At 36.4% G+C, this 26794-nt stretch carries 25 protein-coding genes; 14 read left to right on the top strand and 11 right to left on the bottom strand.

The window, feature by feature from the left end; genetic code table 11:
- A partial coding sequence (locus I2F17_RS10225) for a helix-turn-helix domain-containing protein (protein WP_211139442.1) occupies positions 1 to 161 on the bottom strand: 161 nt, incomplete at its 3' end.
- A 100-nt stretch (positions 162 to 261) separates the two neighbouring features.
- On the opposite strand from I2F17_RS10225, the gene I2F17_RS10220 reads away from it, so the two are divergent.
- The 4 genes from I2F17_RS10220 to I2F17_RS10205 all read left to right on the top strand — a co-directional run bounded on the left by I2F17_RS10220 (position 262) and on the right by I2F17_RS10205 (position 4974).
- Positions 262 to 642, top strand: a complete 381-nt coding sequence (locus tag I2F17_RS10220; protein WP_211139821.1) for a CDI toxin immunity protein — start codon at positions 262 to 264, stop codon at positions 640 to 642.
- Between the two features lie 145 nt (positions 643 to 787).
- Complete coding sequence (locus I2F17_RS10215) at positions 788 to 2221, top strand: hypothetical protein (protein WP_211139820.1); 1434 nt, start codon at positions 788 to 790, stop codon at positions 2219 to 2221.
- 904 nt (positions 2222 to 3125) lie between these two features.
- Complete coding sequence (gene fic / locus I2F17_RS10210; RefSeq protein ID WP_211139819.1) at positions 3126 to 4235, top strand: protein adenylyltransferase Fic; 1110 nt, start codon at positions 3126 to 3128, stop codon at positions 4233 to 4235.
- Positions 4236 to 4665: 430 nt separating this feature from the next.
- Positions 4666 to 4974, top strand: coding sequence for a DUF4282 domain-containing protein (locus tag I2F17_RS10205; protein ID WP_211139818.1), 309 nt, complete (start codon positions 4666 to 4668; stop codon positions 4972 to 4974).
- A 1138-nt stretch (positions 4975 to 6112) separates the two neighbouring features.
- Here I2F17_RS10205 and I2F17_RS10200 read toward each other — a convergent pair.
- A complete protein-coding gene (locus I2F17_RS10200; RefSeq protein ID WP_211139817.1) occupies positions 6113 to 6886 on the bottom strand; it encodes an META and DUF4377 domain-containing protein in 774 nt (257 codons plus the stop codon).
- A gap of 199 nt (positions 6887 to 7085) precedes the next feature.
- Between I2F17_RS10200 and I2F17_RS10195 the strand changes: the two genes are divergently transcribed.
- Positions 7086 to 8708, top strand: a complete 1623-nt coding sequence (locus tag I2F17_RS10195; protein ID WP_211139816.1) for a PglL family O-oligosaccharyltransferase — start codon at positions 7086 to 7088, stop codon at positions 8706 to 8708.
- A 49-nt stretch (positions 8709 to 8757) separates the two neighbouring features.
- Here the strand turns inward: I2F17_RS10195 and bfr are convergent, their stop codons facing one another.
- From bfr to gmk, 9 genes are all read right to left on the bottom strand, one after another.
- Positions 8758 to 9228: a heteropolymeric bacterioferritin subunit Bfr gene (gene bfr, locus I2F17_RS10190; RefSeq protein ID WP_211139815.1), complete on the bottom strand. Its 471-nt coding sequence runs from the start codon at positions 9226 to 9228 to the stop codon at positions 8758 to 8760.
- A gap of 188 nt (positions 9229 to 9416) precedes the next feature.
- On the bottom strand, positions 9417 to 9611 hold the full coding sequence (locus tag I2F17_RS10185; RefSeq protein WP_196422750.1) for a bacterioferritin-associated ferredoxin: 195 nt from the start codon (positions 9609 to 9611) through the stop codon (positions 9417 to 9419).
- Between the two features lie 435 nt (positions 9612 to 10046).
- The gene (locus I2F17_RS10180; protein WP_211139814.1) at positions 10047 to 11681 is read right to left on the bottom strand and encodes an ABC transporter permease; all 1635 of its coding nucleotides are present in this window, start codon (positions 11679 to 11681) and stop codon (positions 10047 to 10049) included.
- An 84-nt stretch (positions 11682 to 11765) separates the two neighbouring features.
- On the bottom strand, positions 11766 to 12788 hold the full coding sequence (locus tag I2F17_RS10175; protein ID WP_196422752.1) for an extracellular solute-binding protein: 1023 nt from the start codon (positions 12786 to 12788) through the stop codon (positions 11766 to 11768).
- 39 nt (positions 12789 to 12827) lie between these two features.
- On the bottom strand, positions 12828 to 13913 hold the full coding sequence (locus I2F17_RS10170) for an ABC transporter ATP-binding protein (RefSeq protein ID WP_235985950.1): 1086 nt from the start codon (positions 13911 to 13913) through the stop codon (positions 12828 to 12830).
- 448 nt (positions 13914 to 14361) lie between these two features.
- Positions 14362 to 14742 (bottom strand): RidA family protein, encoded by a 381-nt coding sequence (locus tag I2F17_RS10165; RefSeq protein WP_196422753.1) that lies wholly within the window; start codon positions 14740 to 14742, stop codon positions 14362 to 14364.
- 18 nt (positions 14743 to 14760) lie between these two features.
- Positions 14761 to 16878 carry a RelA/SpoT family protein gene (locus tag I2F17_RS10160; RefSeq protein WP_196422754.1) on the bottom strand — a complete coding sequence of 706 codons (2118 nt, stop codon included), beginning with the start codon at positions 16876 to 16878 and terminating at the stop codon, positions 14761 to 14763.
- Positions 16879 to 17075: 197 nt separating this feature from the next.
- Positions 17076 to 17354: a DNA-directed RNA polymerase subunit omega gene (rpoZ, locus tag I2F17_RS10155; protein ID WP_196422755.1), complete on the bottom strand. Its 279-nt coding sequence runs from the start codon at positions 17352 to 17354 to the stop codon at positions 17076 to 17078.
- A 75-nt stretch (positions 17355 to 17429) separates the two neighbouring features.
- Positions 17430 to 18050, bottom strand: coding sequence for a guanylate kinase (gene gmk, locus I2F17_RS10150; protein ID WP_196422756.1), 621 nt, complete (start codon positions 18048 to 18050; stop codon positions 17430 to 17432).
- A gap of 131 nt (positions 18051 to 18181) precedes the next feature.
- On the opposite strand from gmk, the gene ispH reads away from it, so the two are divergent.
- The 9 genes from ispH to rpsP all read left to right on the top strand — a co-directional run bounded on the left by ispH (position 18182) and on the right by rpsP (position 26776).
- Positions 18182 to 19132 (top strand): 4-hydroxy-3-methylbut-2-enyl diphosphate reductase, encoded by a 951-nt coding sequence (gene ispH, locus I2F17_RS10145; RefSeq protein ID WP_211139813.1) that lies wholly within the window; start codon positions 18182 to 18184, stop codon positions 19130 to 19132.
- 81 nt (positions 19133 to 19213) lie between these two features.
- Positions 19214 to 19642 (top strand): pilus assembly FimT family protein, encoded by a 429-nt coding sequence (locus tag I2F17_RS10140; protein WP_196422757.1) that lies wholly within the window; start codon positions 19214 to 19216, stop codon positions 19640 to 19642.
- On the top strand, positions 19642 to 20169 hold the full coding sequence (gene pilV, locus I2F17_RS10135) for a type IV pilus modification protein PilV (protein ID WP_211139812.1): 528 nt from the start codon (positions 19642 to 19644) through the stop codon (positions 20167 to 20169). Before I2F17_RS10140 ends, pilV begins: the two co-directional genes overlap by 1 nt.
- Positions 20169 to 21005: a PilW family protein gene (locus tag I2F17_RS10130; RefSeq protein ID WP_211139823.1), complete on the top strand. Its 837-nt coding sequence runs from the start codon at positions 20169 to 20171 to the stop codon at positions 21003 to 21005. Before pilV ends, I2F17_RS10130 begins: the two co-directional genes overlap by 1 nt.
- 1 nt (position 21006) lies before the next feature.
- On the top strand, positions 21007 to 21819 hold the full coding sequence (locus I2F17_RS10125; protein WP_196422760.1) for a pilus assembly PilX family protein: 813 nt from the start codon (positions 21007 to 21009) through the stop codon (positions 21817 to 21819).
- Positions 21820 to 21823: 4 nt separating this feature from the next.
- Positions 21824 to 25525 (top strand): pilus assembly protein, encoded by a 3702-nt coding sequence (locus tag I2F17_RS10120; protein WP_211139811.1) that lies wholly within the window; start codon positions 21824 to 21826, stop codon positions 25523 to 25525.
- Complete coding sequence (locus I2F17_RS10115) at positions 25509 to 25946, top strand: type IV pilin protein (protein WP_196422762.1); 438 nt, start codon at positions 25509 to 25511, stop codon at positions 25944 to 25946. The genes I2F17_RS10120 and I2F17_RS10115 overlap by 17 nt, the downstream gene beginning before the upstream one ends.
- Positions 25940 to 26389, top strand: a complete 450-nt coding sequence (locus I2F17_RS10110) for a type IV pilin protein (protein ID WP_211139810.1) — start codon at positions 25940 to 25942, stop codon at positions 26387 to 26389. Before I2F17_RS10115 ends, I2F17_RS10110 begins: the two co-directional genes overlap by 7 nt.
- Before the next feature lie 129 nt (positions 26390 to 26518).
- Positions 26519 to 26776: a 30S ribosomal protein S16 gene (gene rpsP / locus I2F17_RS10105; protein ID WP_196422764.1), complete on the top strand. Its 258-nt coding sequence runs from the start codon at positions 26519 to 26521 to the stop codon at positions 26774 to 26776.
- The last annotated feature ends 18 nt before the right edge of the window (positions 26777 to 26794 follow it).

Genomic DNA, 26794 nt, shown 5'->3' with positions numbered 1-26794 from the left:
TTAAAAGGTTTCCGTGGGCGGGTTCTTTTAATTTCAATTCGTTTTTTCCAACTCAAAATTGTATTTTTATCAATTTCAAATTGTGCAGAGACCGCTCGTATGGAATATCCTTCCTCAAGCTTCGCTATCACTTTTCGTCTAAAATGTTCTGAATAACTCATTTTTATATTGTCTTATATTTTTGATTGTTTGACTATAAAATAGAAATCAAAATAATGATTTGAAAATAGGTTTAGCTAAAACTTATATAGGAAAGTAGTAATGAATATGCTGTTTGAAGAATGCCGAATAGCTTTGGGAAAAGATTTTCAACTTATTGCTAAAGAAAAGGAAGAATTTATATTTAAACAATTAGACGAATATTTGACATGCTACGGTACAGTGGACTGGAGTAAACTTACTACACACGAATATGTAGAGATAAGTGACTTAATACAATCTAATAATCTAATAAATGGCAGTGATGTTTATGTTGTTGCGGATACTAGTGATGTACCAGTTTTTGAATCTAAACTAAATACGGTTTTAAGTAATTTTGCTGATGTGACAGCGTTGTCTTGTAAAGTATTTATTTTTAATCAAAGTTTCATTATCCAAGAGCAGTTTCCAAGTAGTACCATTAAAGTTGGGTACAAAGTATAAATAATAAGTTTTGAAAATTTCTCAAATAGTATTTTAAAAATTATTTGTATGAGTTAAGAAATTTGATAAAAATTAGTCCATATATTGAGCTTATGACGAAAATTCTCAACAAACTATCTTACGTATATTACAAGGAGTAACTTATATGAAATATGATGAAGATGAAGCAAAATTCCTTGGATTATGGAAGTATTTAGTTGGAAAAAACCTGATAGCAAGTATTAGCTTAGATACATTTAAAGTTGAAGCTAAAAGTAAGAATGTAATTATCAATGAGATAGAAGAGGTTGAGTTTGGTTTTTCTTCAACACTAAAAGCTATTAAAATAGTAACTTCAACAAACAAGAGTGCAGTTTTTCCTAGAAAAATAATAGATTCAGAGTTTTATGAAAAAAAGATAAAACCTTTTAAAAATGAGGAGAAATTTTGGAAGGAAGTGGATTGGTTCTTTCCGGTTATAATCTCAAGAGGTGATATTTGGGATGCCATAAAACAATCTGGAGTAAATAGATCTAATTTAAATGACCCAAATCTACAAGAAAAATTTGAACAGTTTTTTCCTAATGTTTATTGTATAAGAAATATTTTACCAATTACTATAATAACATTGGAAAAATCTTCAATAATTGGAAAGCATCTACCTGTCATTAAAGAAGCTATACTATCTTTTTTTAGTGGAATGAGAGTCACATCAGTAGCTTCATTAATTCCGATTATAGAAGATATTCTAAATGGAATAATTGGCATAGAAAAAAATGCATATAATTTAATTGAGAAAGTAGATCATTGTATTGATAAAGCAAAGAAAAATATCTTATATGAACATATATGCAGGAGTGACTGGGTTCCAGAAGATTATACTGATATTGATGTTTTAAAAGCTATGAATGAAAGAATTAGAGTTATTGAATCTGTACGGGAATGGTTGAAAAATAGTTTTTATAAAAATACAGATAATTATCAAAGTTTTTCAGGTTTCAATAGACACTATTTTGCACATGCAAAATCAGAAGTTTGGCAAAGAGAAACCAATTTTTTTAGAGCTATGGGGTTGATACATGCACTGGCTTTTGTTGAGTGTTTTGCTTTAAAAACGCCCAATTTAAGTATCTTAATGCATCCTTCAAACAAAAAAGTTGAATCTTTTTGGGAAGAAGTTATGTTGTGTATAGAAACTCAAAAAATTAGAAAAATCTTACTACAAGATACACAAATTAGAAAAACATTGCCTTTTTACAAAACAGCCTCTGATGATGGCGTACTGTTAAGGAAAGCTATGCTAGAAAAGAATATGAATGATACTTTACTGAAAAGACTAGCTTATAAAAATTGGATTATTTTTGATTTCGGTGAGCCATCTGTTAACGGTGAATATATAACAGTTAAAGCAAGAAAAAATCATCAAACTATAGGTATAGCATTATTATATTCATGTGCTTCAAGCAATAACATGTATAAAGAGCTAGCAACTTACAATGATTTTATCCTATATCAAGGTTATCCTTACAATCAGGATGATTATGCCTATGATATTAATTGCTATGTTGGACCATTAAATGCATGGCTTCCTCCGAACTAAATTTTTTTAACTATCTACAATGTAAATAAACCTATAAGTATTAGATTTTGTTAAATAATCATAAATAACTAAGGAGTATTTAAAACTCACTCTTAAAAGTAACAGGATTGAGCGATAGTTTAAGTATTAAGTTTAATATAGATATCTAGTTTTATGAGGTTCTAACCGCAGGTTTTGACAGGTTCTAACACCAGTAGCACTTAAAAGTCATGTTTAGTCATGGTTGAGCCACAGTCCTATAAATCTTGTTTGACAAGATATATTCTTATAGCTTACTCAAGGTACTGATATATAAGGAATATAGAGTTATTGATACCCCTCACTTTGTCATACTACGTCAAACAAAAACTTGCTAGACAGCAGTGTTATAACAATACGGATTTAATGCTTATCTAGTAAGGGATACAGGGCATTTTATACTTATTGCTTTGTCTAGCTACGTATAGCAAGAAATAGCCTTTCTAACGTGTTCAAAAAGTCGGTATAGGTATGGTGGAAATGGCCATGTCCCCTTTTACGGTTCAGGTTTTATAAGGTTTTGATACTTCAAAATGTCAAGTTTTATCAAGTCCAAAGGTGAGGTTTTGTGAGGTTCTAATGTTGGGTTTTGTGAGGTTCTAATACAGGGTTATTCTCATTAGTCATAAATAACGAGTGAGCTTTTAAAAGTCAGGTTTAGTCAGGTTCTACTGGAGTATATAAGCCCTACTCATGTTTATATTTCATGGTTTTATCGACACGTTAGGTATTTCATGTTTATAGCATCGACATATAAAGCCCCTCATGTCGATATTTTCCCTTTTTATCGACATGATGATGACAATATGTTTATAGTATCGACATATAGTTATACTCATGTCGAAGTTTTGCCCTTTTATCGACATGCCAATATAGGGTTATTTAGATGAATCAATGGCAAGCCGACCAACCATATAACCAACTTCCACAGCTACCACCTGAGCAAGAAGTAGAAACAAAAGTGGTCTTAAAAGCATGTATTACGGCGAATAAAGCCCTTGCTGAGTTAAAACAGGCAGGTGAGTTAATACCAAATCAAAACATGCTTATTAATATTATTCCTTTACTCGAAGCTAAAGACAGCTCAGAGATTGAAAACATTGTCACCACCACAGACAAGTTATTTCAGCATGCCCAAGGCAATGATGACACGGCAGACCATTCAACCAAAGAAGCCCTACGCTACCGCACTGCATTGTATAAAGGCGTACAGTCAATTAAAGAACGCCCATTGTCTACAGGTACAGCCATAGAGATATGCCAAACACTTAAAGGGGTAGATTTAGGTATTAGATCGACAACAGGGACAGCATTAAAAAATAGCTACACTGGTGAGGTGATTTATACGCCTCCAGTTGGAGAGGACAATATAAGAGGGCTACTGTCTAATTGGGAAAAGTTTATTCACTACAATGATGACATAGATCCTTTAGTTAAATTAGCTATCTCACATTATCAGTTTGAAGCAATACACCCATTTATAGATGGTAACGGACGTACAGGGCGTGTACTCAATGTATTGTACCTGATGGGTGAAAACCTTTTGAGCTTGCCTATACTCTACCTGAGCCGTTTCATTATTCAGAACAAGGCAAAGTATTACGAGCTATTGCTTAATGTGACTAAGGACGGCGATTGGCAATCATGGATATTATTTATCTTACAAGCGATTACGGTTACAAGTGAATGGACGCTTGCCAAGATTAACGGCATTAAACAGCTACATGAGCATACAGTGGAGTATGTGAAAGCCAATGCAGAGAAAATATATACAAGGGAGCTTGTAGACCTCATATTTGAACAACCTTATAGCCGTATTAGTAATGTGGTAGACAAAGGCATAGCTAAACGCCAGTCAGCTTCAAACTATCTTAAAAAACTAGCAGAGATAGGCATATTAGATGAAATGGCGGTAGGTAAAGAAAAGTTATTTATTCACCCTAAACTATTGGCTTTATTACAGGACGATAGCCATAGCTTCATGCCTTATGAGTAATCCAATATAGTAAGTACAAAACGCATTTTTGCGCTTTGTTTACTTATCAATGATATAGGGTGTAACGATTTGCGTTATACCCCTTTTTTTTGCTTTACAGCTCTTACTTACTAAATCACGTATAAACCATGATATATAAGGATTACAGGGCTATTTGTACTTTTTAATCTGTATAACTACGTATAACAAAAACAATGAAATCTTACCGTCCTATGACCTCGTTAAACCTTGGGGTAATCATGGGGTTCTCTTTATAAACCTTACCGTAATCTTACCATTCTTTTTGATGGGATTCTAAATCTAAGCAAGATGGGTTTATATTTATTTAAAAAAATTATATTTAATTGAGTTATAGCTAAAGTTAATTTTTTCATAGTAAATTGTCCGTATTATATTTTTATAACTTACTTAAATATTAACAGGTCTAAAAATGAAAAGTATATTGTTCCTTGATGCCGTTTTGTCGACAAAAATTGTAACCCTAGCATATTGGTTAATGCTATTAACACTTTTAGTATTTGGAGTGGGAGTTGCAATAGACTCTATAGATATTCCAATGCTTAGAGATACACCTCAAGGATTTAGATATTTTGCATCAGTAGCATTTACCCTTTTGGGAGCAATCTTAGTACGTCTATGGGCTGAATTCACGGTAGTTATGTTCAAAATCCAACAAAACACAAGAAGAACGGCTGAGTTACTAGAACAGAAGGCTAAGAGTGATATTCACCATAACTAAATAAAAACATTATTAATCATTTACTTGAATTGAGTTTCGATACAACTACGCGCGCGAGGGCATTTGCTAAAATATAGGGGTGTTGTTAAAAACGATGCCCCTACTATGACCTATTACTTTTCACTACACTTTTCGGGTAGTGAACCTTATTCACTAGGCTATAAATACAATTAATATTGAACCGTGGTGATTTCCACAATAGTAGCCATGTGATTGTTCAACCATCATGGAAAGAGTGATTGTTGTCATGGGGTGGCATTTGAAATCCAACCCTTTTGCATATCGGCATTTGAAATGCTGAATTGATGTAATTATTCAAAGTGAACCAATCGAGTAGTTCAAAATGAGCCAATCTCATATATAAGGGTTACAGGTAGGCTTTCTTAAGGTAGATATAAATATGGGCTAAAATTATTGTTTATATTTTAGTCAAACAACATTGGGAGGTTAAATGGGAGGTTAAAGGGAAATGTGTTTTAAAATAATTTATTTAAATCATATATTTATAGCAACAAACAAAGTCCCCCCTTCCGCACCAATAGTGCATAATTTGCAGTATTGGATACTCACTAAAGGCTTAATTCTTTAAGAATTGAGCTTTTTTGTTGCTCAGCAAAAATGTTTAAAAAGTGTCTATGTATAGCGTGTTTAAATATACAACACGTAATTAAAAGTGCCTTAACATAGAAATATTAATATTTATTCAATGATTGAAGCGATATATATCAAACTCATAAAGGTTTGGGTATTAAAATAGATTGTTTTACTCTATGAGTATTTTTTGTTCTGCATGTGGCAAAAATGAGTGTACAAGAAAATATACTATATACTGTCATTGATCATCAAATCATCAAATCATCAAATCATCAAATCATCAAATCATCAAATCATCAAATCATCAAATCATCAAATCATCAAATCATCAAATCATCAAATCATCAAATCATCAAATCATCAAATCATCAAATCATCAAATATAAGCTTTAACGGCATTATGATCATGATGATCAGCTTTATGAAATAAAGGCACTTTCAAGTGCCTTTATGGGGATGTGGTTTTTGCTGTTAAAGTAAATATTTTGAAATCAACTAACATTGACCTATGCATATTCATTCAATATTGAATATTTATTGGTATTTATGATCTATGGTGTGATACCTCTTGCTGTACAGTCATATCATAAATATATGCATATTGTGGGACAGTCGCTTTGGTTTGAAAGCGTTTTACACGTATAGTTTTTTTAACTTTAGGGTCATGAGTGTATCCCTGTATTCTTTCAGGCAATACTCTCCAATTTTGATCGATATAAGTTTGTATACCTTGATCATTGTATTTGATTTCTTTGACTTGAAAACATTGAGCATTTGTAGTGTTCGTACATGGTTTTGTGGTGGGTGCAATATCTAGAAAAATGATTTCAGCTGTAGATTGATATTGTGCTTCGGGTTTTATTGTTCCTGTGAATGTGAATGTTTTACCAGTTTGATCAATCATTTGTAATTGAGGTGTGTTGCTGTTGTGATGATTGATCTGAAGCGTTAATTTTGATTGATCAAATAAAGCTGCCGATAATTTTTCTTGTAACATGAGCTGAGGGCTACACATCATCATTGTTGAGCGTAATAAAGATGTTGTTAGGGTTTGGCCTGTAAGTTGCCAAGAGCCATTTTGTTGGTTACAGCCTGTAGATATGCTTAAATTTTGTGATTGATCAAAACTTGCAGTAATTGCAGGTAAATTTTGAGTGGCTTGATACGACCATGTATAGTCAGTAAGGATTTGTTTTAAATTGATGTCATGGTTATGTTGAGTATTCATCATCTGTGGCATCGTAGTGTGTTGAGGTAAATTTTGGCAAGCAGGCAATAAAAAGGGAATAATACTGAGTAAGAGATATTTTTTATTCATTGGATTGGTTCCTCATCGTGAACTTTTTAGTATTTAGTATAAAGTGATGTTGTAATTTGTTTGTTGTATTTGGTCAATATATTGATATTTTAAGTAAATTTAATTCTAAAAATAATCATATAAATTAATTTTTTTTATTACAGCCGTATGCATTAAAGTTATCTATAATTGCTCCTTTATTTTTTTACTGTCTGATCACATGCTTCGTTTTCTTTTTTTGTTTTCAGCAATCTTCCTTGCATTGGCTTGGTTGTCGCCCGATCACTATACGCCATGGCTCACTTTCTCGAGTGAAATGTTTACTTATGCAAGTATGTTCTGTTTGTTGGCCGTTTATATAGAGCGTCCTTTGCAGTGTCCGAAGTTTCAATTACTTTGGTTAGGCATTGTAAGCATACCGTTTGTACAGTGGTGTTTTGGAGTAGAGTTATATTTCAGCAAGGCACTGTTAAGTACCTGTTATTTACTTGGCTTTGGAGTGGCTGTAGTTTTAGGCTATAACCTTGCAAGAGATTATAGTAAGGCACGTATTTTAACTCAGTTGTCTTTGGTCATGTGTGCTGTTGCGGTGCTCAGCTGTTGTATTGCATGGATACAATGGCTAGATTTGGAAGGGAATCTTTGGGGAATTATGCAACTTAAAGGGAATCGTCCGTATTCAAATTTTGCACAGCCCAATAATTTTGCAACCTTTTTGTTAATGAGTTTGTTTGCGACATGGTATTTATTTGAAAAGCGCGTGCTATCGACGTTATTAACCATGATTGCGGCAAGTTGTATTATATTTACAATCGCTTTGACGCAGTCTAGAACACCTTGGATTGCGTGTATTGTTTTAACAGCCTACATTCTTTATAAATATAAACATGATCACTATCGTTTAAAATATTGGCATTTGGCTTTGTGGTTATCAGCCTATATCGGCAGTTTACTGTGTTTGCCTTTTTTAAATGGATGGTTGGTTCATTTAGGTTTGTCACAAGCACAAATGGTGGATGTTGTGCAACGTGCAAGCTCAAGTCATTCACGTTTTGGTATATGGGCACAAATGTTATATGCCATACGCGAACAGCCATGGCTTGGATATGGGTGGAATCAAACCAGTATTGCTCAATTGGTCGGGGCAGATTTTATCGTTCATAGTGAAAGAACCAATAGCGCACATAATTTAATTCTAGAGTTATTTATTTGGAATGGAATACCTCTAGGTCTCGCTATTATTGTGTACTTTTCATATTGGTTATTTAAGCTGAATCAGGTGGTTTGTTGTAAAGAAAATTTAATCGTAGCACTGATGGTCTTATCGGTCATGATTCATGCTATGTTGGAGTTTCCGCAAAATTACGCATATTTTTTATTTCCAAGTGCATTTTTACTTGGCATGATTCAATCTGATTTCATTGGTCAAAAGGTCGTTTTGATTCATTCATGGTTGAGTACTGTTTTTTTAGTGTTCTGTATATTGTTATATGGCTTAATTTGGCGTGACTATATTGTTGCTGTAGATGAGTTATCTGTAGCAAGAAAACATGCCGAAATCGGTCTGAATCAAGCACCAAAGAGTGAAATTATATTATTAACAGAATATAAAGCACGTGCCACGTGGTATGCTTTAGATCGTTTTAGTACACTTTCGCCTGTGCAATTGCAACAGTTTCGCGATGCAGTGGATGTATCACCCACTGAATATGATTTGTATAAATATGCACAATTATTGGCGTTTAATGGTCAGCAACGAAAAGCTGTACATCAGCTAGAACTGATTAAAGGATTATATCGGGTTGAATATACCGTTGATCAACTTGAAAAACGGCCTGAATAGATGTTATTAAAAAAAGCGCATTTCATGTGGAATGCGCTTTTACTAGAGTTTATTTGCTTAAATTGCTTTGAATATAATTTTCGATACTTACTTTTTCAGTCAGATCAATTTGTGTATCTGCCCAATCTAAAAACTCTTCTTCAGACTCTAAAATTTCCTGTATAAAATCGCGCGTGACATAGTCTTGTTTTTCTTCTGCAATTTTTACACATTGTGCCAAGGCATCTATATTTTCTTTCACTTTACGTACATCACACTGCAATACTTCTAAGGTGTGTTGACCAATATAGAGCTTCCCTAAATGTTGCAGATTAGGTAGACCTTCTAGAAATAAAATACGCTCAATTACTTTGTCTGCATGTTTCATTTGACGAATAGATTCTTTGTATTCAGCAGCTCCGAGCTTTTCAATACCCCAGTCATTGAACATACGTGAGTGTAAAAAATATTGGTTAATTGCGGTGAGGTGATGGTACAACACTTGGTTGAGCTGGTTAATAACGTCACGATTGCCTTTCATTTTATATGCTCCACACAATTTTGGTGCCTTATTTACATAACAAGGCAATCTATAGGTGTATATGCTAACGAAGCAGGCCGAGCAAAGCGAGATGTTTTTTGAACAGCAAATGGAAATCATAATCAAAAACAGTTATCTACAGTATTTGATTGAGTAAAGAGAACAGGGAGGAGGTATTAGAAAATATATTAAGCAGCAACCGAAATTCGAGCAGCGATTTGAGAAAGTTCTTCACCAATAATACTTTTTGCTTCAGGTGCACAACGACCACAGCATGTTGCTAGATCGAGCTGATCACGTACTTCACGAAAAGTCTCTGCACCATTTTGTACAGCGTCTTTAATGTCTTGATCTGTGATACCTCGGCATAAGCACACGTACATCAGATGAACTCACATTTTGATTTGATAATGGTTATATTATTGATAATTATTATCGATTGTCAAGATCGTTTTTACAGCAGATGTGATCTAAATTTTATAAAAAATATAGGCCAAAGATTGCGATAAATTTATTTTTTGTGAGGCTCGATAGAGGTGTTTTGCTAAGTATTTAATTTCATTCATGAATAGTGATTCACTGATTTTCATGCATATGAGCTGAGTATGTGTGAATAGAATGTGATCGTTTTTTATTATCTATTTTTGAGTTTCAAACAGAATAAATAATCAATACTGTAATGATGAAATAGTAATCACATTAAATGGTTGGGTGAGTGAAACAGGGGAATGAAAACAGCTGTTCGCAATCTACTGTGACTAGATGATATATTTTTTGAAGTAGATTGCTTGTTATGAGATATTTAATCTTTGGTCAAGCTAACGTTTTTTACTGACATAGGCCAATAAAATCACAGGAATTAAACCGACAATAACAATGAGTAAGGCAGCAATAGCACCATCTTCATAGGTTCCTCGTGAAGCCTCTGCATACAGAAAAGTCGCTAATGTTTCTAGGTTGATTGGACGTAATAATAGGGTTGCAGGTAACTCTTTCATGCAATCCACAAAAATAAGTAACGCAGCCGATACCAAAGCGGGCCTTAGGAGTGGTAAATGAATTTTATATAAAATACTGCCTGATTGGCGTTTAAGGTTACGAGCGGCATCATCTAAACTTGGACTAATTCGGTGGTATCCTGCTTCTGTACTACCAATAGCAATTGCTAAAAATCGGGTGCTATATGCATAAATTACGGTAAACGTGGTACCTAAAAATAACAACCCTGTAGAAATGCCCATTTTAAATTCTAAAAAGTCACCCACACTACGATCAATAAAACCAAGTGCTAACATGAGTCCGATGGCAAGTACAGTTCCTGGTACTGCGTAGCCTAAACTTGCAAAACGTACAATGGCACTATTTCCTTTGAAACGCATGGTGCTAGTAATGATGATTCCAATGACTACAGTGACCACAGTTGCAATCAGTGATAGGCTAAGTGTATTTAGTGAAATTTGTAATAGTTGTTCAGAAAAGCCATTAAATTGTATGCGTTTAAAGGCCTCAACGGTCAAGTAACTGGTCGGAATAATAAAACCGAACCATACTGGCATGAGTCCAACCAAAAACACAAAAATGCCGTTATATTTGCCAAGTTGTGTAGGTGTCATGGGGCGACCACGTTGTGAAGCAACGTGATAGCGTTGTTTACGCCGTCCCATGCGTTCTATCGTCACTAAAATCGTAATAATGACCAACATGAATATGGCAATTTGAGCCGCACCTGCCAAGTTAGATTGATTCACCCATGTCGAATAAATCGAAAGTGTGAGTGTTTTTACACCTAAAAATTCAGTGGCCCCGACATCATTAATGGTTTCCATTAATGCAAGGCTTGTACCTACTGCAATTGCAGGGCGAGCTAATGGAATAGCAACTCGATAAAATAATTGAATCGGTCCAAACCCTAAGGTTTTTGAAACTTCAATAAAACTTGCCGATTGCATCATGAATAAAGCACGTGTGCTGAGATATACGTAAGGATAAAGTACAAAACTGAGTAAAAAGATGCATCCCCATAAACTACGGATATTAGGAATGAATGTATTAATATGTTGTATGCCTAAATCATCTCGGAGTAGGCTTTGAATGGGCCCTATAGGGTGTAAAAGATCAATATAGCTGTAGGCAATAATATATGTCGGGACTGCAAGAGGTAATAGCAAAGCCCAATCGAGGATGGCTCGACCTTTGAACTCGTAAGCAGTGACCAACCACGCACTCCCCGTACCAATCAAAATCGTCATGATGCCAACACCAATCAATAAAATGAATGTGTTTATGAGTGTTGGAGGAATAATATACTGAATGAGCTGTAACCAAATATCAGAATTCCCCTGCAAGGCCGTCCAAAGTAATGCAATAACTGGTAGACAGGCCAGTAACGCCAATAAACAACTGAGCCAAAAACCAAATTTAAAGCGAGAGATAGAAGAAAAAGGACTTTGCATAGGGAAACTAAGATCAGTGATTGACGTTAAAAGAAGAAACATTCACTACACAATCTGAAGTGTAGTGAATAAGTGAAGACAGTTTTAGTGGTCAAATTGCACTTTTTCAACCAAAAGACTGGCTGCTTTACGATATTTTGCAATATCACTTAAACGAATATTATCAATCTTTAATGGGCCAAAGCCAGCAATGATCGGATCAATTTTGGCTGATTTATTGACAGGATACTCATAACCACTTTGAGCATACATGGCTTGACCACGATCAGATGCAAGAAACTCTAGTAATTGCACAGCCTCTTTACGGTTTGGTGAGTATTTTGCCAATACTGCACCTGTGACATTGACGTGTGTACCACCATTTTTAAAGGTTGGAAGTACGACATTAATGGCGTTGGCCCAACTTTTTTGTCTGTCATCACCATTACTCATCGTGCCCACATAGTACGTATTTGCAATGCCTAAATCACAAATATTACCCAATATATCGCGCGCAACATCGCGATCTCCGCCACTTGCAGAGCGTGCAAGATTGGCTTTTACACCACGAAGCCATTGTTCCGCTTGAGCTTCACCATGATGGGCAATATATGCGGCAATCAAAGCTGTGTTATATGGGTGAGCACCAGAGCGAATACAGACTTTGCCTTTCCATTTAGGATCTGCAAGATCTTCATAGTTAAATGCTGTTAATGGGGTGCGTTCTTTAGAGGCATATACTGCTCTTGCACGCATAGATAATGCATACCAATGTCCATTTGCTGCACGTAAATTTGCAGGAATAGATGCATCTAATACTTTAGAGTTTACTTTTTGTGTTAAATCATTTTCAACTAAATCAATTAAATTACCAAAGTCTACAGTCATTAATATATCTGCAGGAGAGCGTCTGCCTTCGGTTTTTACGCGCTCAACGAGCCCCTCTTTGACAAATATGGTGTTTACCTTAACCCCCGTAGACTGACTAAAATCGTTGAGTAAAGGTTGAATGAGTCCAGGCTCACGTGTGGTATAAAGATTCACTTCAGCGGCTTGTATTGTTGTTGCTAAGGTTAAAGCACATAAAGTGAGGCCACTTAAGGTAAAGCGTTTAAATATGTTTTTCATCTCTCATCTCAGATTGCTGTTGGTGAAAAGGGAGTAAAATTAATTGGTGACTGACTGTTTAGAAAAAATAAAGCTTTGGGTGAGGTTAAACTGTATAAAAAGTGATTGTCCGATTTGTGTAGGACATGAAAATATGCCTTGTACACGAATAATATGAGCCGTGTGATCAATCTGTACGTCTATAGATTGTTGGTGGCCTAAATATTCATTTGAAATTACAGTGACTGCAAAATAATCAGCTGTTTCTTGCGTTAGACTCAAACTGACATGATAGGGTCTAACGCAAAATAAATATTCTTGACCATGTATAGGCTGTACAGACAGTGTTGTCATTTTTTCAATGTTGAAATGAAGATGCCCACATGTACTTTTCAATTGCTCGTGTTCAAATATACAAGGGATTTGATTCATGGTTGAAAAATATTCAGCCGAAAATAAACTGCTTGGTGTTTCATAAAGCTGCTTAGGTGTGCCGATTTGAATAATTTCACCTTCATGCATCAAGATAATTTGATCTGCAATTTGTAAGGCTTCTTCTGGATCATGGGTCACAATGACCGTGGTTGTGCCAATCTCTCGCAAAATACCAATCGTATCTTTACGGATACGATCTCTGAGTCTACGGTCTAAGTTTGAAAAAGGTTCATCCATGAGCAATACATCGGGTTTCGGTGCAAGTGCTCTGGCTAAAGCGACACGTTGTTGTTCACCTCCTGATAATGTGTGGGGATATTTTTTAGCATGTTGGGATAAAGACACATGTGCTAATACGTCATGAGTAATTTGATGTTGTTGTTGTTTATTTAAGTGGGTTAGGCCGAATTTTACATTCTCAAATATATTGAGGTGAGGAAATAAAGCATAATCTTGAAAAACTAACCCAATATTACGTTGTTCTGCTGCAATATTTTGCTGATGACTCCATAGAGTACGGTCACCAAAACTGATCTGTCCTGAGCTTGGTGATTCTAAACCTGCAATTAAGCGTAGCATGGTGGTTTTTCCACACCCTGAATGACCGAGTAGACAGACAATCTCGCCACGTTGAGCATGCCAAGTGGTGTTGTGAATTGCACTGTGTTTACCAAACTTTTTACTGAGATTTTGAATGCGCAAAGAAGACATAACAGAAATGACATAATAGAAATTGATAATCGTTTTCATACTAGCATTTTAAGATTGGGACTTCATCAAATTATTTTAATTTAGCGTATTTCTTTATGTTTTTAAAATAAAATAACTAATAATCAAATACTTATGGTTTTTTAGGTTACTACACCCTTGTGTGGGTGGAGTATTTTACTGAAATTTAAGGGCGGTATTCATGTTCATTTATGAAAGTAAAGCAGGTTTTTTTTAATATTGAAGACATACTTTCATACCATTCACAGTAATAGTGAGTGTCACTCTAAATGATGGGTGGGTCGAATAATTGTTTAAAAAATGATGAAATGCAAGCAAAGTTTGATCAATGAACGTTTCTCCCATGTTTCACGATTAAAAATATGGAAAACGTTCATTTTTGTGGGTTAGGTAATGTATGAATTCTGATTTTATATTGCAATGTTAGAGTTTATCCAACAATGACAATACCATCCATTTCAACCAAGGCACCTTTAGGTAAACTGGCTACACCAAGTGCTGCACGTGCAGGGTAGGGCTGAACAAAATATTCCCCCATAATTTGATTAACCAGTTGAAAATGAGATAAGTCCGTCATAAAGATATTAAGTTTTGCAATATCAGCAAGGCTTGCATTTGCAGCTTCGCATACCGATTTTACATTTTCAAATACTTGACGAATTTGTGCTTCAATGCCGTCAGCAAGCTCCATGGTTTGTGGGTGAAGACCAATTTGACCAGAAAGATAAAGTGTTTTTTCAACAAGTACAGCTTGTGAGTAAGTGCCGATGGCAGCAGGTGCATTGTCGCTATGAATAACTTGACGGCTCATGTTGATTCCTTTGATGTCTTATGAGTAAACGGGTAGGTTTATTTTTTGACTATCGTGTGCATTAAATGGCGTATCTTGGCGAAGGATACGTGGAAATCCGAAATGTATACGTAAATCTCTGATGACATGCGCAATTTCTTGACGGTTATGTACAACGATATTGACGTAGGTTTTTTTATCTTGTGCATGTACAAATTCTACGCCAATGTGTGCTTTACGACATTGGTAAATTAATTCTGAAATTTGTTCGTCATTCATTTTTAAATGGATGCACAAAAATGCCGTAAAATTGATATCTAGGCTTTGGTCTGTATTCCATTCAAGTGACATCATACTTTCTGGGTGAAGGTGCTGTTCGTGGAGCAAGTTATTGCAACGTACTCGATGGACGATTAATCCTCTACGAGAAAGATGCCCTTGTATTGGATCGCCAAGTACAGGATTACAACAGCGAGCATATTTGACATCTACACCTTCAGTGCCTTGAATGAGTCGAGGAGAGTCGATGTGATTTTTAATTTCATCTGCAAATAAGTGGTTAGCCACAAGTTGTGGGAGTAAGTCTCCTACAGCAATTTGTTCATAAAGTCGATCTGTTGAGTCGATGTGTCGCCACTGTAGAACACTCTGCCATTGCGTTTGTGTAATGTCTGCTGTTGATTTATTGAATAGTCTAAATGCACGTGTGAGCGCTTGCTGGCCTAAAATACGTTGTTCTTCAGCACTTTGTTCTCTAAGTATGCTTTGAATCGCACGGCGTGCTTTTTGTGTGTTTACAAAGCTGAGCCAGTCTGGATTAGGTGTGGCAAGGACATCTGTAATAATTTCAATAACTTGACCATTATGTAAAGGTGTAGAGAGGGGTTTAATCTCACTGTCTACTTTGGCACCAATGGCATGATTACCTAAAAATAAGCTCGCAGAATAGGCAAAATCAACCACAGTTGCACCTTGTGGGAGTTCATGTAATTGGCCATGTGGGGTATAGACCCAAATTTTTTCTTGATGCAAGTAATCAAGCAGGTAGTTAAACGTTGTTTTTGCACAGTCTATATCGATGAGAGTATTTAAGTTTTGCATAGAGGCTTGAATCGCAGAGCGACAGGCCTGTGGTGCATTATCACCTAAAATTACGCCTAAACGAGCGACTTTTTGCATCAATTCAGTTTGTATGGTCAAAGACAAAGTGGTTTTTTCACCTTTTAACTTCATCACAAGTGATTGATTACCACCCGGGAGCGGTTTTCGAATGTTGTCCTCGAACTGAACCACTTTAAAATTAGCGGTTAAAATGTCGGTGAGGCGATCACAGTCGGCAATAGAGCTGAGTGTGATTTCAAAAGTATGGCTACGGGTCAACTGTTCAAGGTTAATTTCATTTTTAAAAAAATGACGCAGTAGTTCAATATTATTATTTTTCTTATTGACGTGACCTTGAATGTGATGTTGTTCGAGCAAATGATGTAGGTTCTTTTCCCAAGTTTTTTGGTATTCACAACGTTGTGGGCGTGTTTTTTCTAGAGCCTGTTGAATTTGTTCAAAGGTATCTAAATCTAAATTTTGGTAACATAGACGTTCTAAATGGTCTGCAATTTCATTCATGCCCACAATACGTGCAATCGGCACAAAAACATCGTAGGTTTCTTGTGCAATACGTGCCCGTTTGTCTGGGCGCAGTGCTTCAAGAGTAGTCATATTGTGATAACGGTCAGCAAGTTTGACAATAATCACTCGTGGATCTTGTAAAGTGGCTTGAATAATTTTGCGAAAAGATGCTGCTTTATTAAATTCTTTGTCGCTAGAGTGGGTGAGTTTTGTAACTCCATCGACCAACTCAGCAACAGTTTTGCTGAAGCGCTCAGTGATGTCTTCTTTTGTGAAGTGAGTATCCTCAATAACATCGTGAAGTAAAGAGGCCATGAGTGTTTCACGATCTAAGCGCATGTTGGCTAAAATACAACTGACAGCAATCGGATGCAGAATGTACGGTTCGCCACTTTTTCGCGTTATGCCATCATGTGCAAGGTCAGCAAAGTCGCATGCAGCCAATATCTGTTGCACGTCATATTCAGTTAAATAGACATCAATGATTTCTTTGAGCTGCTGCTTGGCTTGGCTAACTTCTTCGCCTGGCATAAAACGTCCTTTGTATAAATAAATGAAAATAGGATATAGGTCTTCTAATCAAAAGCATTCTGCCTGATTTGTCAAACTTTCTGTGCTCAAACTGAGTGTATTTTTCAATCTATTTGATCTTTTTTTACCATATTGGTTTAAAAAAGACCAATAAAAAAGCCTAGCATGACAGACTAGGCTTTATTTTAAATGTAAGTTTAGAATGAAAAGTTATCTAAACCTAAGTTGTTTGCAGATAAAGCAAGGTCTAAATTAGAACGTTGATAATCTTGATCACGTTGCTTTAAAATGTCTTTTGTGACATGGCCTTCTGCAATTTCACGAAGTGAAACAACAGTTGGTTTGTCATTGTCCCATTCAACAGTCGGTTCAAGACCTTGACGTGACAGTTGGCGCGCACGTTTACTAGCTACAAGTACTAACTCAAAGCGGTTATCTACATGTTCTAAACAATCTTCAACGGTTACGCGTGCCATAATATATCTCTAGTGTGAGTTAAAAATTAACCAAGTTGGACATTATAAAACGCTTTTAGATGAGACTCAAGCAACCTATTGTTCAACACGTAATAATTTTTCAATGAGTGACTGGTGTCGTATGGCTTGTTGTTGCATACTCAAGCGATTGGCACTCACAATAGATTCAAGATCGTGTAAAGCCTTATTGAAATCATCATTAATAATGACATAATCGAAATGGGTGTATTGTTGCATGTCTTCAACGGCACAGCTTAAACGATGTTCAATCACATCTACACTGTCAGTTCCTCGATTTGAAAGACGCTGTCGCAGGTCAAATTGACTCGGTGGTAAAATAAAAATTTGTTTCGCATGAGGAAAAATATGTCGAACTTGTTCTGCGCCTTGCCAATCAATTTCTAGTAACACATCGTGACCTTGGTCAAGTTGTTGGCGAACTGTGGCTTGAGAGGTACCATAGTAATTGCCAAACACTTCTGCATACTCAATAAAACCATTTTGCTTGACTTGATTTAGAAATTCTTCTTTCGAGATAAAGTGATAGTGTACACCGTTCAGCTCACCTGAACGTTGGGTACGCGTTGTGTGTGAAACAGATACGTGTAAGTTTGTTACACGCTCAAGCAGGGCTTTCACCAAGGATGTTTTGCCTGTTCCTGATGCGGCAGAAACAACAAACAAGAGTCCTGACATGATATTTTCCTGATATGATAAAATATCTTCTCTATTTTAAAGTAGACTGTAGCTAAACTGAATACTTTATTTGATTTGAATGGCGTATAAACGCAAAAAACTGTGTTGTTTTGAGTGTGATTGAGGATTTTATGGAAATTGTATTGGCGAATCCACGAGGTTTTTGTGCAGGTGTTGATCGCGCCATTGCGATCGTGAATAGAGCACTTGAGTGTTTTAACCATCCCATTTATGTGCGTCATGAAGTGGTACATAATAAGTTCGTTGTTGATGATTTACGTCAGCGAGGGGCAATTTTTGTCAATGAACTTGATCAGGTACCAGATGATAATATTGTGATTTTTAGTGCACATGGGGTCTCCAAAGCAGTTCAAGATGAAGCCAAACGCCGTGGCTTGAAAGTGTTTGATGCAACTTGCCCATTGGTGACCAAAGTGCATATTGAAGTCACAAAGTACGCCAGAGAAGCTAGAGAAGCGATCTTAATTGGTCATCACGGACATCCAGAAGTTGAAGGTACGATGGGGCAGTATGACTTGCAATATGGGGGTCAAATCTATTTGGTGGAAGATGAACAAGATGTGGCTAAACTTGAAGTCATGAACACTGAACATTTAGCATTTGTGACACAGACTACATTATCGATTGATGATACTGCAAAAGTGATTGATGCATTACGAGAAAAATTTCCACAAATTAAAGGGCCACGCAAAGATGATATTTGCTATGCCACACAAAATCGTCAAGATGCTGTACGTGACTTAGCAGCTCAGTGTGATGTCGTTTTGGTGGTTGGTTCACCGAACTCATCGAACTCAAATCGTTTAAGAGAGCTTGCTGAGCGTGTGGGAAAAACAGCCTTTTTGGTCGATAATGCAGAGCAATTGCAGGCAGATTGGTTTAAACCTAATAGTAAGGTTGGTGTGACCGCAGGTGCGTCTGCACCAGAAATTTTAATTAAACAAGTTATTCAGCGCTTAAAAGATTGGGGAGCGGAGTCGCCCAAAGAGTTAGATGGCCGTGAAGAGAATATTACTTTTAGTTTGCCGAAAGAATTAAGAATACAAGTCGTTCAATCTTAACAAAAACAGCATACAATGAAAGCGGGCTCCACAGTTCCGCTTTTTTTATCACAAGGTTGAGGTTTTTTTTGGAGGGTATTGGTGAAATTAATACGGGGTTTTACTCTTATTGAGTTAATGATCACAATTGCAGTGATGGCAATCATTGCCTCAATTGCTGCGCCTTCCTTTTCTAGCATGTTTGAAAGACAGCGTTTAAATCAAAATACGCAAAACTTATTATTACAATTTTCAAAAGCACGTAGTCAGGCTGTAGCCATAAGAACAGAGGTGACTGTCAATTTAAACAGTCAAACGAAAGATACTGCAGATATTTTGAATTGGGTGCCATCGAATAACAATCAATTGAAATCACCAAGTTTAACACGTGTTATATTTAATTCATCTGGGGTTACAGATTTACCTGCGGATACGAATTTTTCAATCTGTAATAGTAAACTTGGAGTGACTCAAAACTTCACTTTAACACGTTTTGGTACGGTGGTACTGACAGCAAATGGGGTGTGTTGATGCGTTTATCTACAATGCAAAAAGGTGTGGGACTGATTGAGATATTGGTAGCATTACTGATTTTATCTGTTGCGGTCTTAGGGTTTGTTGCCTTACAAATAAAAGCTGTCGAGGCAGCAAGAGAAGCTTCTGATCGTATTTTAGCCATGAATGTTGCACGTGATTTATCTGAAAAAATAAGAATCAACAGTACAGAAATTACGACATATACGGCACAAATGCAAACAACAGAATCACAAGAAAAAAGTAGCTCAAATTGTTTTAGTAACTATTGTACAGCAAGCCAAAAAGCAGACTTTGATGTACAACAGTCATATTTAAATGCGTTGTCTTTGGGAATGTCTATGAATATGCAGGCATGTCCGAGTGGTTCAAATGGTAAACAATGTATTTATGTTGCGTGGGGAAAAACGCAACCACAAAATAGTGATTCTGAAACAAGTAGCCCAAATTCTTGCACCCTCAGTACAAATAATGGATTCACATATAGAAATAACTCAACCTGTATTGTCATGGAGGTTTTTTAATGAGAACACAAAATGGCTTTACAATGGTAGAGTTAATGATTGCTTTATTGTTAGGTACAATCATTTCTTCTATTGCATTGATGTTATTTTTATCTGGTCAAAGAAGCCAAGCTTTACAACAAGCGACATCTGAAATTCAAGACAGCTCTAATTTTTCCTTAGATTACATCATAAAAAACATAAGAATGGCTAATTTTGGAGCAAATGGAAATGTGGTGAATAGTAGCTCTGCCAATGGGGGCATTGTACTTACGACAAGTAACTTAAATCAGGTGAATAGTGATTTAGTGACATTAGATGAGGCTAGTACGAGTGCCTCTAATCGTATTAATATTAATCAAAGTGACCAATTAACCATACAATATTTTGTGACACCATTTAAAGTGGGTGATGGTTTTTTTGATTGTACAGGAAGACAAGTGACCGCAAGTCGGTATGTTGTTGAGCGTTACTTTGTGAGAGAAAATGGTGGTTTGGTTTGTGCATCTAATAGTGATGGCAATATCAAGAATTTGGAAAAGAATGCTCAATTAATTATGCCTGGTGTAGATTATTTTCGCGTTCTTTTGTCAGTTCAGCGCGAAAATGACAATGCTTTAAGAGATGTTGCTATTAACCAATATAATGGCGTAGACAATATTGTGGGGGTGAAATTAGGTGTGCTTGTTAGATCTAATCAAACCTTAGGAACAAATATTGCATCAAATCAAGGACAAGATATCCGTGTTTTAGATCGTACTGTTCAGTTGAGTAATAAAGAGACAACAACAAATCATTTGCGTGTTGTTTTAGAGCAAACAGTCGCTTTGCGTAATGCAATAGGTGGGGGAAAGTAAAATGATACGTAGATCCACTCAACAAGGGGCAACGTTGATTATTGTATTATGTGTGTTGGTCTTGACCGCTTTAATTGGGGCAGTGATTGTACGACAAAGTATGACATCATTAAACATTGCAACAAATGCTCAAGCCAAACAGCTTTTATTTCAAAGCTCAGATGCTGCCCTAATGAAAATACAAAATGCGCCAGAGTCACTCATTTTAACCATTAGTGGAAGTTTGGGGCGCTCAATGAACGGTGTGGCTAGAGCGCCAGAAATTGTTTTTTGTTATCAAAAGAATAATACAGATTTTTTTAATGTTACTAATTATAGCACTATAGAGTGGCCAGATGGTGCATCTGCTCCAAATGGCACATCATCGGGTACGCTTGGCTATTGTCAAGCCAGTCGATCAAATCTGAATTTTTTTACCAGTGGTCGTAATGCCATACTGACACAAATATCTATTCAGAGCATAGGAACATCAAGCGAATCTAATCAAACCAATCCATTTGAAGGTTATAGTGTAGGTACAGATGCACAATCACTTAATTCAACTTCTGGTGGTGGAAATAATACGCAAATGAATCAAGTCATTCGCGTATATGCCATATCTCTTATGCCAAGTATGTCTACAGCATCAGCAGCAAATATTAATACTTGTTTGAACTCTCATATGAATCAACCCATTGTGCCATTGACATCTACACCAAGTACAGGAGCAACCGACACCATATCGATGTGTTTGCAGCGATTGGGTGTTCCGTTTGCAACACAGTTTAGTGATTACAATTTGATTCAAACTGAATATCAACGAGTGGCGAGGTAATATAATGAGTAATGTTAATTCAAAACTACAAAGTAGCATTACCCGCTGTGGAAGTAACTTTAAATGGTTGAGTTTTGTTGCTTTGACTGTGGGAGTGATGCAAATAAGTCATAGTAGTGATATTGAAATTTATCAAGCAAAACCTGAAGTATCACCTACATTAATGTTCTTGTTGGACATTTCAGGGAGTATGACATCACGCTTTCCAACTCAAAGTGTAGCAATTGAGGCTTGTGATATACCTTCAGACTATCAATTTTCCTCTTTTGGTATTGACTCTGCAACCACTAGTACACCATATGCTCGAAGCTATTGTAATGCAATATCAGAGAACAACACTACATACTTCTTTAGACGAGTTCTTGTGCGTATAAGCCTTGTGAGATCGAGATATGACTATTATAGTTGTGGTACAAACGGCTCTTCTGATCCTTCTAAGTGTACTAATTTGATTGGTGCTCCTTCTGCTGCAACGCTTAATCGTTATAGTCAAAGTGGCAGTGGAAATACAACCTATTATTTTCAATATGATCAACAAAGATTTTATGATCGAATCACTAAAGTGAAAGATGGTATGTTTACTTTACTAAGAGGTTCATCGACTGTAAGTCAGCTTGCAGATGATAAAGTTCTTGGATTGTCTGCATTTTCTTATACCAATGGGAGTGAAACGAATAAAAGAGGGTATATTATTACACCTGCTAGAACATTAAATACAATGGTAGGTAATAAAACACAACGAACGATTTTATTAGAAGAAATTGCAAAGCTCAATGCAACAGGTGGTACGCCAACTGCCCATGCCTATGCTGAGACTGCTGCATATTTAATGGGCACAACCACTCAGCCATCTGATGTGAGCGGTATGGATTATGCGACAGCAGCAGGCATTAAAAATACAGCTACACAATATAAAAAACCAGAGACATTAAGTCGACCAAATGCTCAATGTGCAGGGCAAGGTATATATGTGCTGACAGATGGTCAACCGAACGCTACAACACCCGAGCGTTCAAGAAATATTATGAATAATGCACTTACGTCTCGTTATGCTTCTTCGCAAATTTGCTCAGCCAATATACTGAAACTCTCTGAAATTAAAGGAGCGTATAGAGATATCTATCAGTCAAGTTGGCCGGTAGTTAATGGAGATGATAATGCTTGGCTGTGTATTGGTGACTTTTCTCAGCGACTCTTAAATCAAGATCAGAACCCTTTAGGCAAATCTATTAAAACCGCAGTTGTTGGGTTTGGGAGTCAATTTAAAGGTATACAGTCTTATAATCCAGCACTCAGTAAAGAAGCAAATTTAGCAAATGTCCAGGGTGAAGGTAATGTGCAAAATGCTGCCAAGTGGGGTATAGGTGCTGAAGGAGGGTGGTATTATGGAGAAAATGCCCAAGATGTTGTGGATAGTTTTAAACAGTTTATAGATAATACTCCGGGTGATATTTCACCAATCACTACAGGTGCTGCCACTGTACCCTTGGATAACTTAAACCCATTGGCTTTAAGAAATAAAGCTTACTTTTCTCAGTTCCAACCCACACCAAGTAATAATTACCAATTATGGTTAGGTAATTTAAAACAATACGAAATTATAGATGGATTTTTAACAGATCAAAAGAAAAATAAGATTCAAAACAGTACAGGTGAGATTGTTAGTAATTATGATTTTTGGGCGAATTCAGAAACAGATCTGATAGGTGGTGTGCAAAATAAGTTACCGTTAGGTCTAAAAAGTGATACTGAGTTTAAGCGAACCTTATGGACAGATCGTACTATAAGTGGCTCTACTAATGAGACCAGTTTAAGAAAAATTGGTTTTAATGACTTAAATGGCTCAGATCCAGATCGAGGTTATTTGTTATCTCTATTAGGTTATAATATTGATGTAAGAAATGTACCAACAACACTTGATGCTTTAAAAAGAACATCTGAATTGAGACAAATGGGTGCATTACTACATTCATCACCACTGCTGTTAACCAATGAAGGTGTGATTAAGGTCGATAATGGAAAAATTGTGACCAGTCAGCGATCTGATTATATCGTTTTTGGCACAACACAAGGCTTATTGCATGTGGTTGATGCAGTCACAGGTGTAGAAAAGTTTGCATTTGTGCCAAATGAATTAATTAAAGTACAAAAAGATGCTTTTAGTAAAGTGAACAGTACAACCGGTGGTTTAGACAGCCTTTTTTATGGAGTTGATGCCCCTTGGACAAGTTACACAGAATATGTGACTAAAAATAGTGCAACAGGAGCGGTAACTGTTGGAAGTGGGGAAAATAATACCACAGGTAAACAAATTATTTATGGTGGCTTACGTATGGGTGGGCGTGGGTACTATGCACTTGATTTAAAAAATATAGATAGTCCATCTGTTTTATTTCACATTAGTCCAGAAGATCAAAAAGTTTTTTCTCAATCAGAAAATATTTCGAGTAAGAATTATCCTGAATTAGATTTTATGGGACAAAGTTGGGCAAAACCAACCACAGCATGGGTAAATTGGCAAAATAAAAAACGCTTAGTGATGTTTGTCAGTGGAGGATATGATGCTGGTGGTGACGATGGTAATGGTACATTTGAATACTCTGCAGGTAAGCGAGGGAAATATACGGGTTATGAGTCGCCAGCGTATGAACAGAGTAATAAAAAAGGTGCAGGCGTATATATGTTTGATGCCTTAACCGGTGAACTACTGTGGTGGGCAAGTGCAAATCAAGTACCAAATAATGTAAATTCTACTGTTCAGTATACAAATGCACCAGATATGAAATACAGTGTGGTGAGTCAAATTAGAACAGTGGATCGCAACTTAGATGGGCTCGTAGATCACTTGTATTTTGGTGACTTAGGTGGGCAGTTATGGCGTATTGACTTAAACAATGATGCTAAAACAGATCATTTATTTGCAAAAACACCTGTTCGTTTAATGAACCTTCATAATGGTCAATATAGCCCACGTTTTTATGAGATGCCTGCGTTTTCGGTCTATAGAGACAACAATAAATTGTTTGGTGTATTGTCTATTGGTGCAGGAAATAGAAGTTCTCCAATGTTTAATACAACAAATAGTAATTATAAAGATGATGCAATTTATAATGTTTTTGACAAAGATGTTGTGAAAGCGAATCTTTTTAATATAAAAACAAATGATCAAGGAACAGATGAATATACCAATGAAGGTGGTTTAAATAGCCAAAATGCTTTACTAGGAAGCGAACAAATTGAGCATAAAATTGTGAAATTAGGTGATGCAAATGTTACTCAATCTGCTGGATGGTATTATTCATTTCAAAATACAGCATCAGGAACATTGCAAGCTGAAAAAGTCATGCAAATGCCAATTGTTGTCAGTAATGACATGTATGTCACCACATTTAATAGTTTGCAAACTAATTCAAGTGATGGTAATTGTGGTGCAGCAGTAAATGGCAAAAGCTATGTCAGCTTATTTTGTATGCCTTATGGCCAATGCGCAGGTGGTGTACAGAAAAATGAGATCGGTATGGGTATTGTCTCTCCATCTGTTGCATCACCTACATCCGATGGTTATGACCGTACCTTGGTGTCTACAGTAGCTTCAATTTTGAATGGTTCAAAAAACCCATTCAATCAGTATAAAAATCATAGATATTTTATATTGAAAAGTTGGAGTGAAGAGGAGGTGAGTCATAAAAATGTTCGCGAGATATAAACAGGGCTTCACTTTAATTGAACTCATGGTCGTTGTTGTTATTGTTGCAATTTTAGCTGCAGTGGCCATACCAAGCTATCAATCTTACGTGCGTAGGGTGAATGAGGGGCGAGCGATACAAGCCTTACAAAATGAAAGTGTTTTGTTAGAGCGCTTTAAGGCACGTAATTTTAGCTATCTTTCCTATACGTTAAGCCAAAGTACAGTGCAGGGATATGTTTTTACGCTCACCGACCAGTCTGGAAACTCGTTAACCAGTAATAATACCACTGGATCAGACTGGGCTTTAGTGGCTGAAAATAAAACAGCAGATACTAAACAAGCTTCATTTTTAATGAACAGTAATGGTATTCGTTGTAAAAATACAGCATTTAGCAATATTAGCAAAACTGACTGTGGGACAGGAGCAGAAGCATGGTAAATGTAAAGTACAAGGGGTTTACACTTGTTGAAATCATGATTGTAGTGGCCATTATTGCGCTATTGGCGGCCATTGCTTACCCCTCATATACACGCCATGTGGTGAATAGCAATAGAGCAGATGTGCAAGCAGAATTGACACGGCTTTCAGGTCGGTTACAAAGTTATATTACTGTAAATCGCACTTATCGTGATGCAACACTTGCTAATATTGGTGGTACAGCAAATTACCCAAGTCAAGGTGTCGCAAAATATACACTGAATTTGGTGGTAGATGCAGACACTCGAGGGTATACCTTGTCTGCAGTTCCGTTAAATGGTACTCAAAAAAATAATGGTGTTGTCTGTTTAAATCAGGAAGGACAAAAGAATTGGAATCAAACAGCAACGAAAGAAAATGAATGTCTTACGGGTTTAAATTCAACATCAACATGGAATAAATAACAAATTAAATTCAAATATGTGAATAACTCAAACTTTGACCTTTCCCTTCAAGCGAATATATCGTAAAATGACCGCCTTTTTAGGCTCAGCCGAGTTTAAAAAGTTTTATCAACATGTGAGAGTATTAACATGGTCGTAATTCGTCTAGCACGCGGTGGTGCTAAAAAACGTCCGTTTTATCAAGTGATCATTACAGATAGCCGTAATGCACGTGACGGTCGTTTCATCGAACGTATTGGTTTCTTTAACCCAACTGCTCAAGGTCAAGCGGAAAAACTTCGTTTAGATGTTGATCGTTATGCACACTGGGTTGCTCAAGGTGCACAACCTTCAGAGCGTGTTGCTGCATTAGCTGCTCAAGCTAAAAAAGCAACAGTGACTGCGTAATTGTGGTAGGTAATAGCC

The organism is Acinetobacter baretiae, assembly GCF_015627105.1.
GTDB classification, from domain to species: domain Bacteria; phylum Pseudomonadota; class Gammaproteobacteria; order Pseudomonadales; family Moraxellaceae; genus Acinetobacter; species Acinetobacter baretiae.
The sequence above is the reverse complement of the archived record's forward strand: the minus strand, read 5'-3'. Positions and strand labels throughout refer to the sequence as shown.

Excerpts from the sequence above, each read along its gene's own strand:
- I2F17_RS10220 (WP_211139821.1), top strand. The coding sequence starts at position 262 with ATGAATATGCTGTTTGAAGAATGCCGAATAGCTTTGGGAAAAGATTTT.
- I2F17_RS10215 (WP_211139820.1), top strand. The coding sequence starts at position 788 with ATGAAATATGATGAAGATGAAGCAAAATTCCTTGGATTATGGAAGTAT.
- fic (WP_211139819.1), top strand. The coding sequence starts at position 3,126 with ATGAATCAATGGCAAGCCGACCAACCATATAACCAACTTCCACAGCTA.
- I2F17_RS10205 (WP_211139818.1), top strand. The coding sequence starts at position 4,666 with ATGAAAAGTATATTGTTCCTTGATGCCGTTTTGTCGACAAAAATTGTA.
- I2F17_RS10200 (WP_211139817.1), bottom strand. The coding sequence starts at position 6,886 with ATGAATAAAAAATATCTCTTACTCAGTATTATTCCCTTTTTATTGCCT.
- I2F17_RS10195 (WP_211139816.1), top strand. The coding sequence starts at position 7,086 with ATGCTTCGTTTTCTTTTTTTGTTTTCAGCAATCTTCCTTGCATTGGCT.
- bfr (WP_211139815.1), bottom strand. The coding sequence starts at position 9,228 with ATGAAAGGCAATCGTGACGTTATTAACCAGCTCAACCAAGTGTTGTAC.
- I2F17_RS10185 (WP_196422750.1), bottom strand. The coding sequence starts at position 9,611 with ATGTACGTGTGCTTATGCCGAGGTATCACAGATCAAGACATTAAAGAC.
- I2F17_RS10180 (WP_211139814.1), bottom strand. The coding sequence starts at position 11,681 with ATGCAAAGTCCTTTTTCTTCTATCTCTCGCTTTAAATTTGGTTTTTGG.
- I2F17_RS10175 (WP_196422752.1), bottom strand. The coding sequence starts at position 12,788 with ATGAAAAACATATTTAAACGCTTTACCTTAAGTGGCCTCACTTTATGT.
- I2F17_RS10170 (WP_235985950.1), bottom strand. The coding sequence starts at position 13,913 with ATGTCTTCTTTGCGCATTCAAAATCTCAGTAAAAAGTTTGGTAAACAC.
- I2F17_RS10165 (WP_196422753.1), bottom strand. The coding sequence starts at position 14,742 with ATGAGCCGTCAAGTTATTCATAGCGACAATGCACCTGCTGCCATCGGC.
- I2F17_RS10160 (WP_196422754.1), bottom strand. The coding sequence starts at position 16,878 with ATGCCAGGCGAAGAAGTTAGCCAAGCCAAGCAGCAGCTCAAAGAAATC.
- rpoZ (WP_196422755.1), bottom strand. The coding sequence starts at position 17,354 with ATGGCACGCGTAACCGTTGAAGATTGTTTAGAACATGTAGATAACCGC.
- gmk (WP_196422756.1), bottom strand. The coding sequence starts at position 18,050 with ATGTCAGGACTCTTGTTTGTTGTTTCTGCCGCATCAGGAACAGGCAAA.
- ispH (WP_211139813.1), top strand. The coding sequence starts at position 18,182 with ATGGAAATTGTATTGGCGAATCCACGAGGTTTTTGTGCAGGTGTTGAT.
- pilV (WP_211139812.1), top strand. The coding sequence starts at position 19,642 with ATGCGTTTATCTACAATGCAAAAAGGTGTGGGACTGATTGAGATATTG.
- I2F17_RS10130 (WP_211139823.1), top strand. The coding sequence starts at position 20,169 with ATGAGAACACAAAATGGCTTTACAATGGTAGAGTTAATGATTGCTTTA.
- I2F17_RS10125 (WP_196422760.1), top strand. The coding sequence starts at position 21,007 with ATGATACGTAGATCCACTCAACAAGGGGCAACGTTGATTATTGTATTA.
- I2F17_RS10120 (WP_211139811.1), top strand. The coding sequence starts at position 21,824 with ATGAGTAATGTTAATTCAAAACTACAAAGTAGCATTACCCGCTGTGGA.
- I2F17_RS10115 (WP_196422762.1), top strand. The coding sequence starts at position 25,509 with ATGTTCGCGAGATATAAACAGGGCTTCACTTTAATTGAACTCATGGTC.
- I2F17_RS10110 (WP_211139810.1), top strand. The coding sequence starts at position 25,940 with ATGGTAAATGTAAAGTACAAGGGGTTTACACTTGTTGAAATCATGATT.
- rpsP (WP_196422764.1), top strand. The coding sequence starts at position 26,519 with ATGGTCGTAATTCGTCTAGCACGCGGTGGTGCTAAAAAACGTCCGTTT.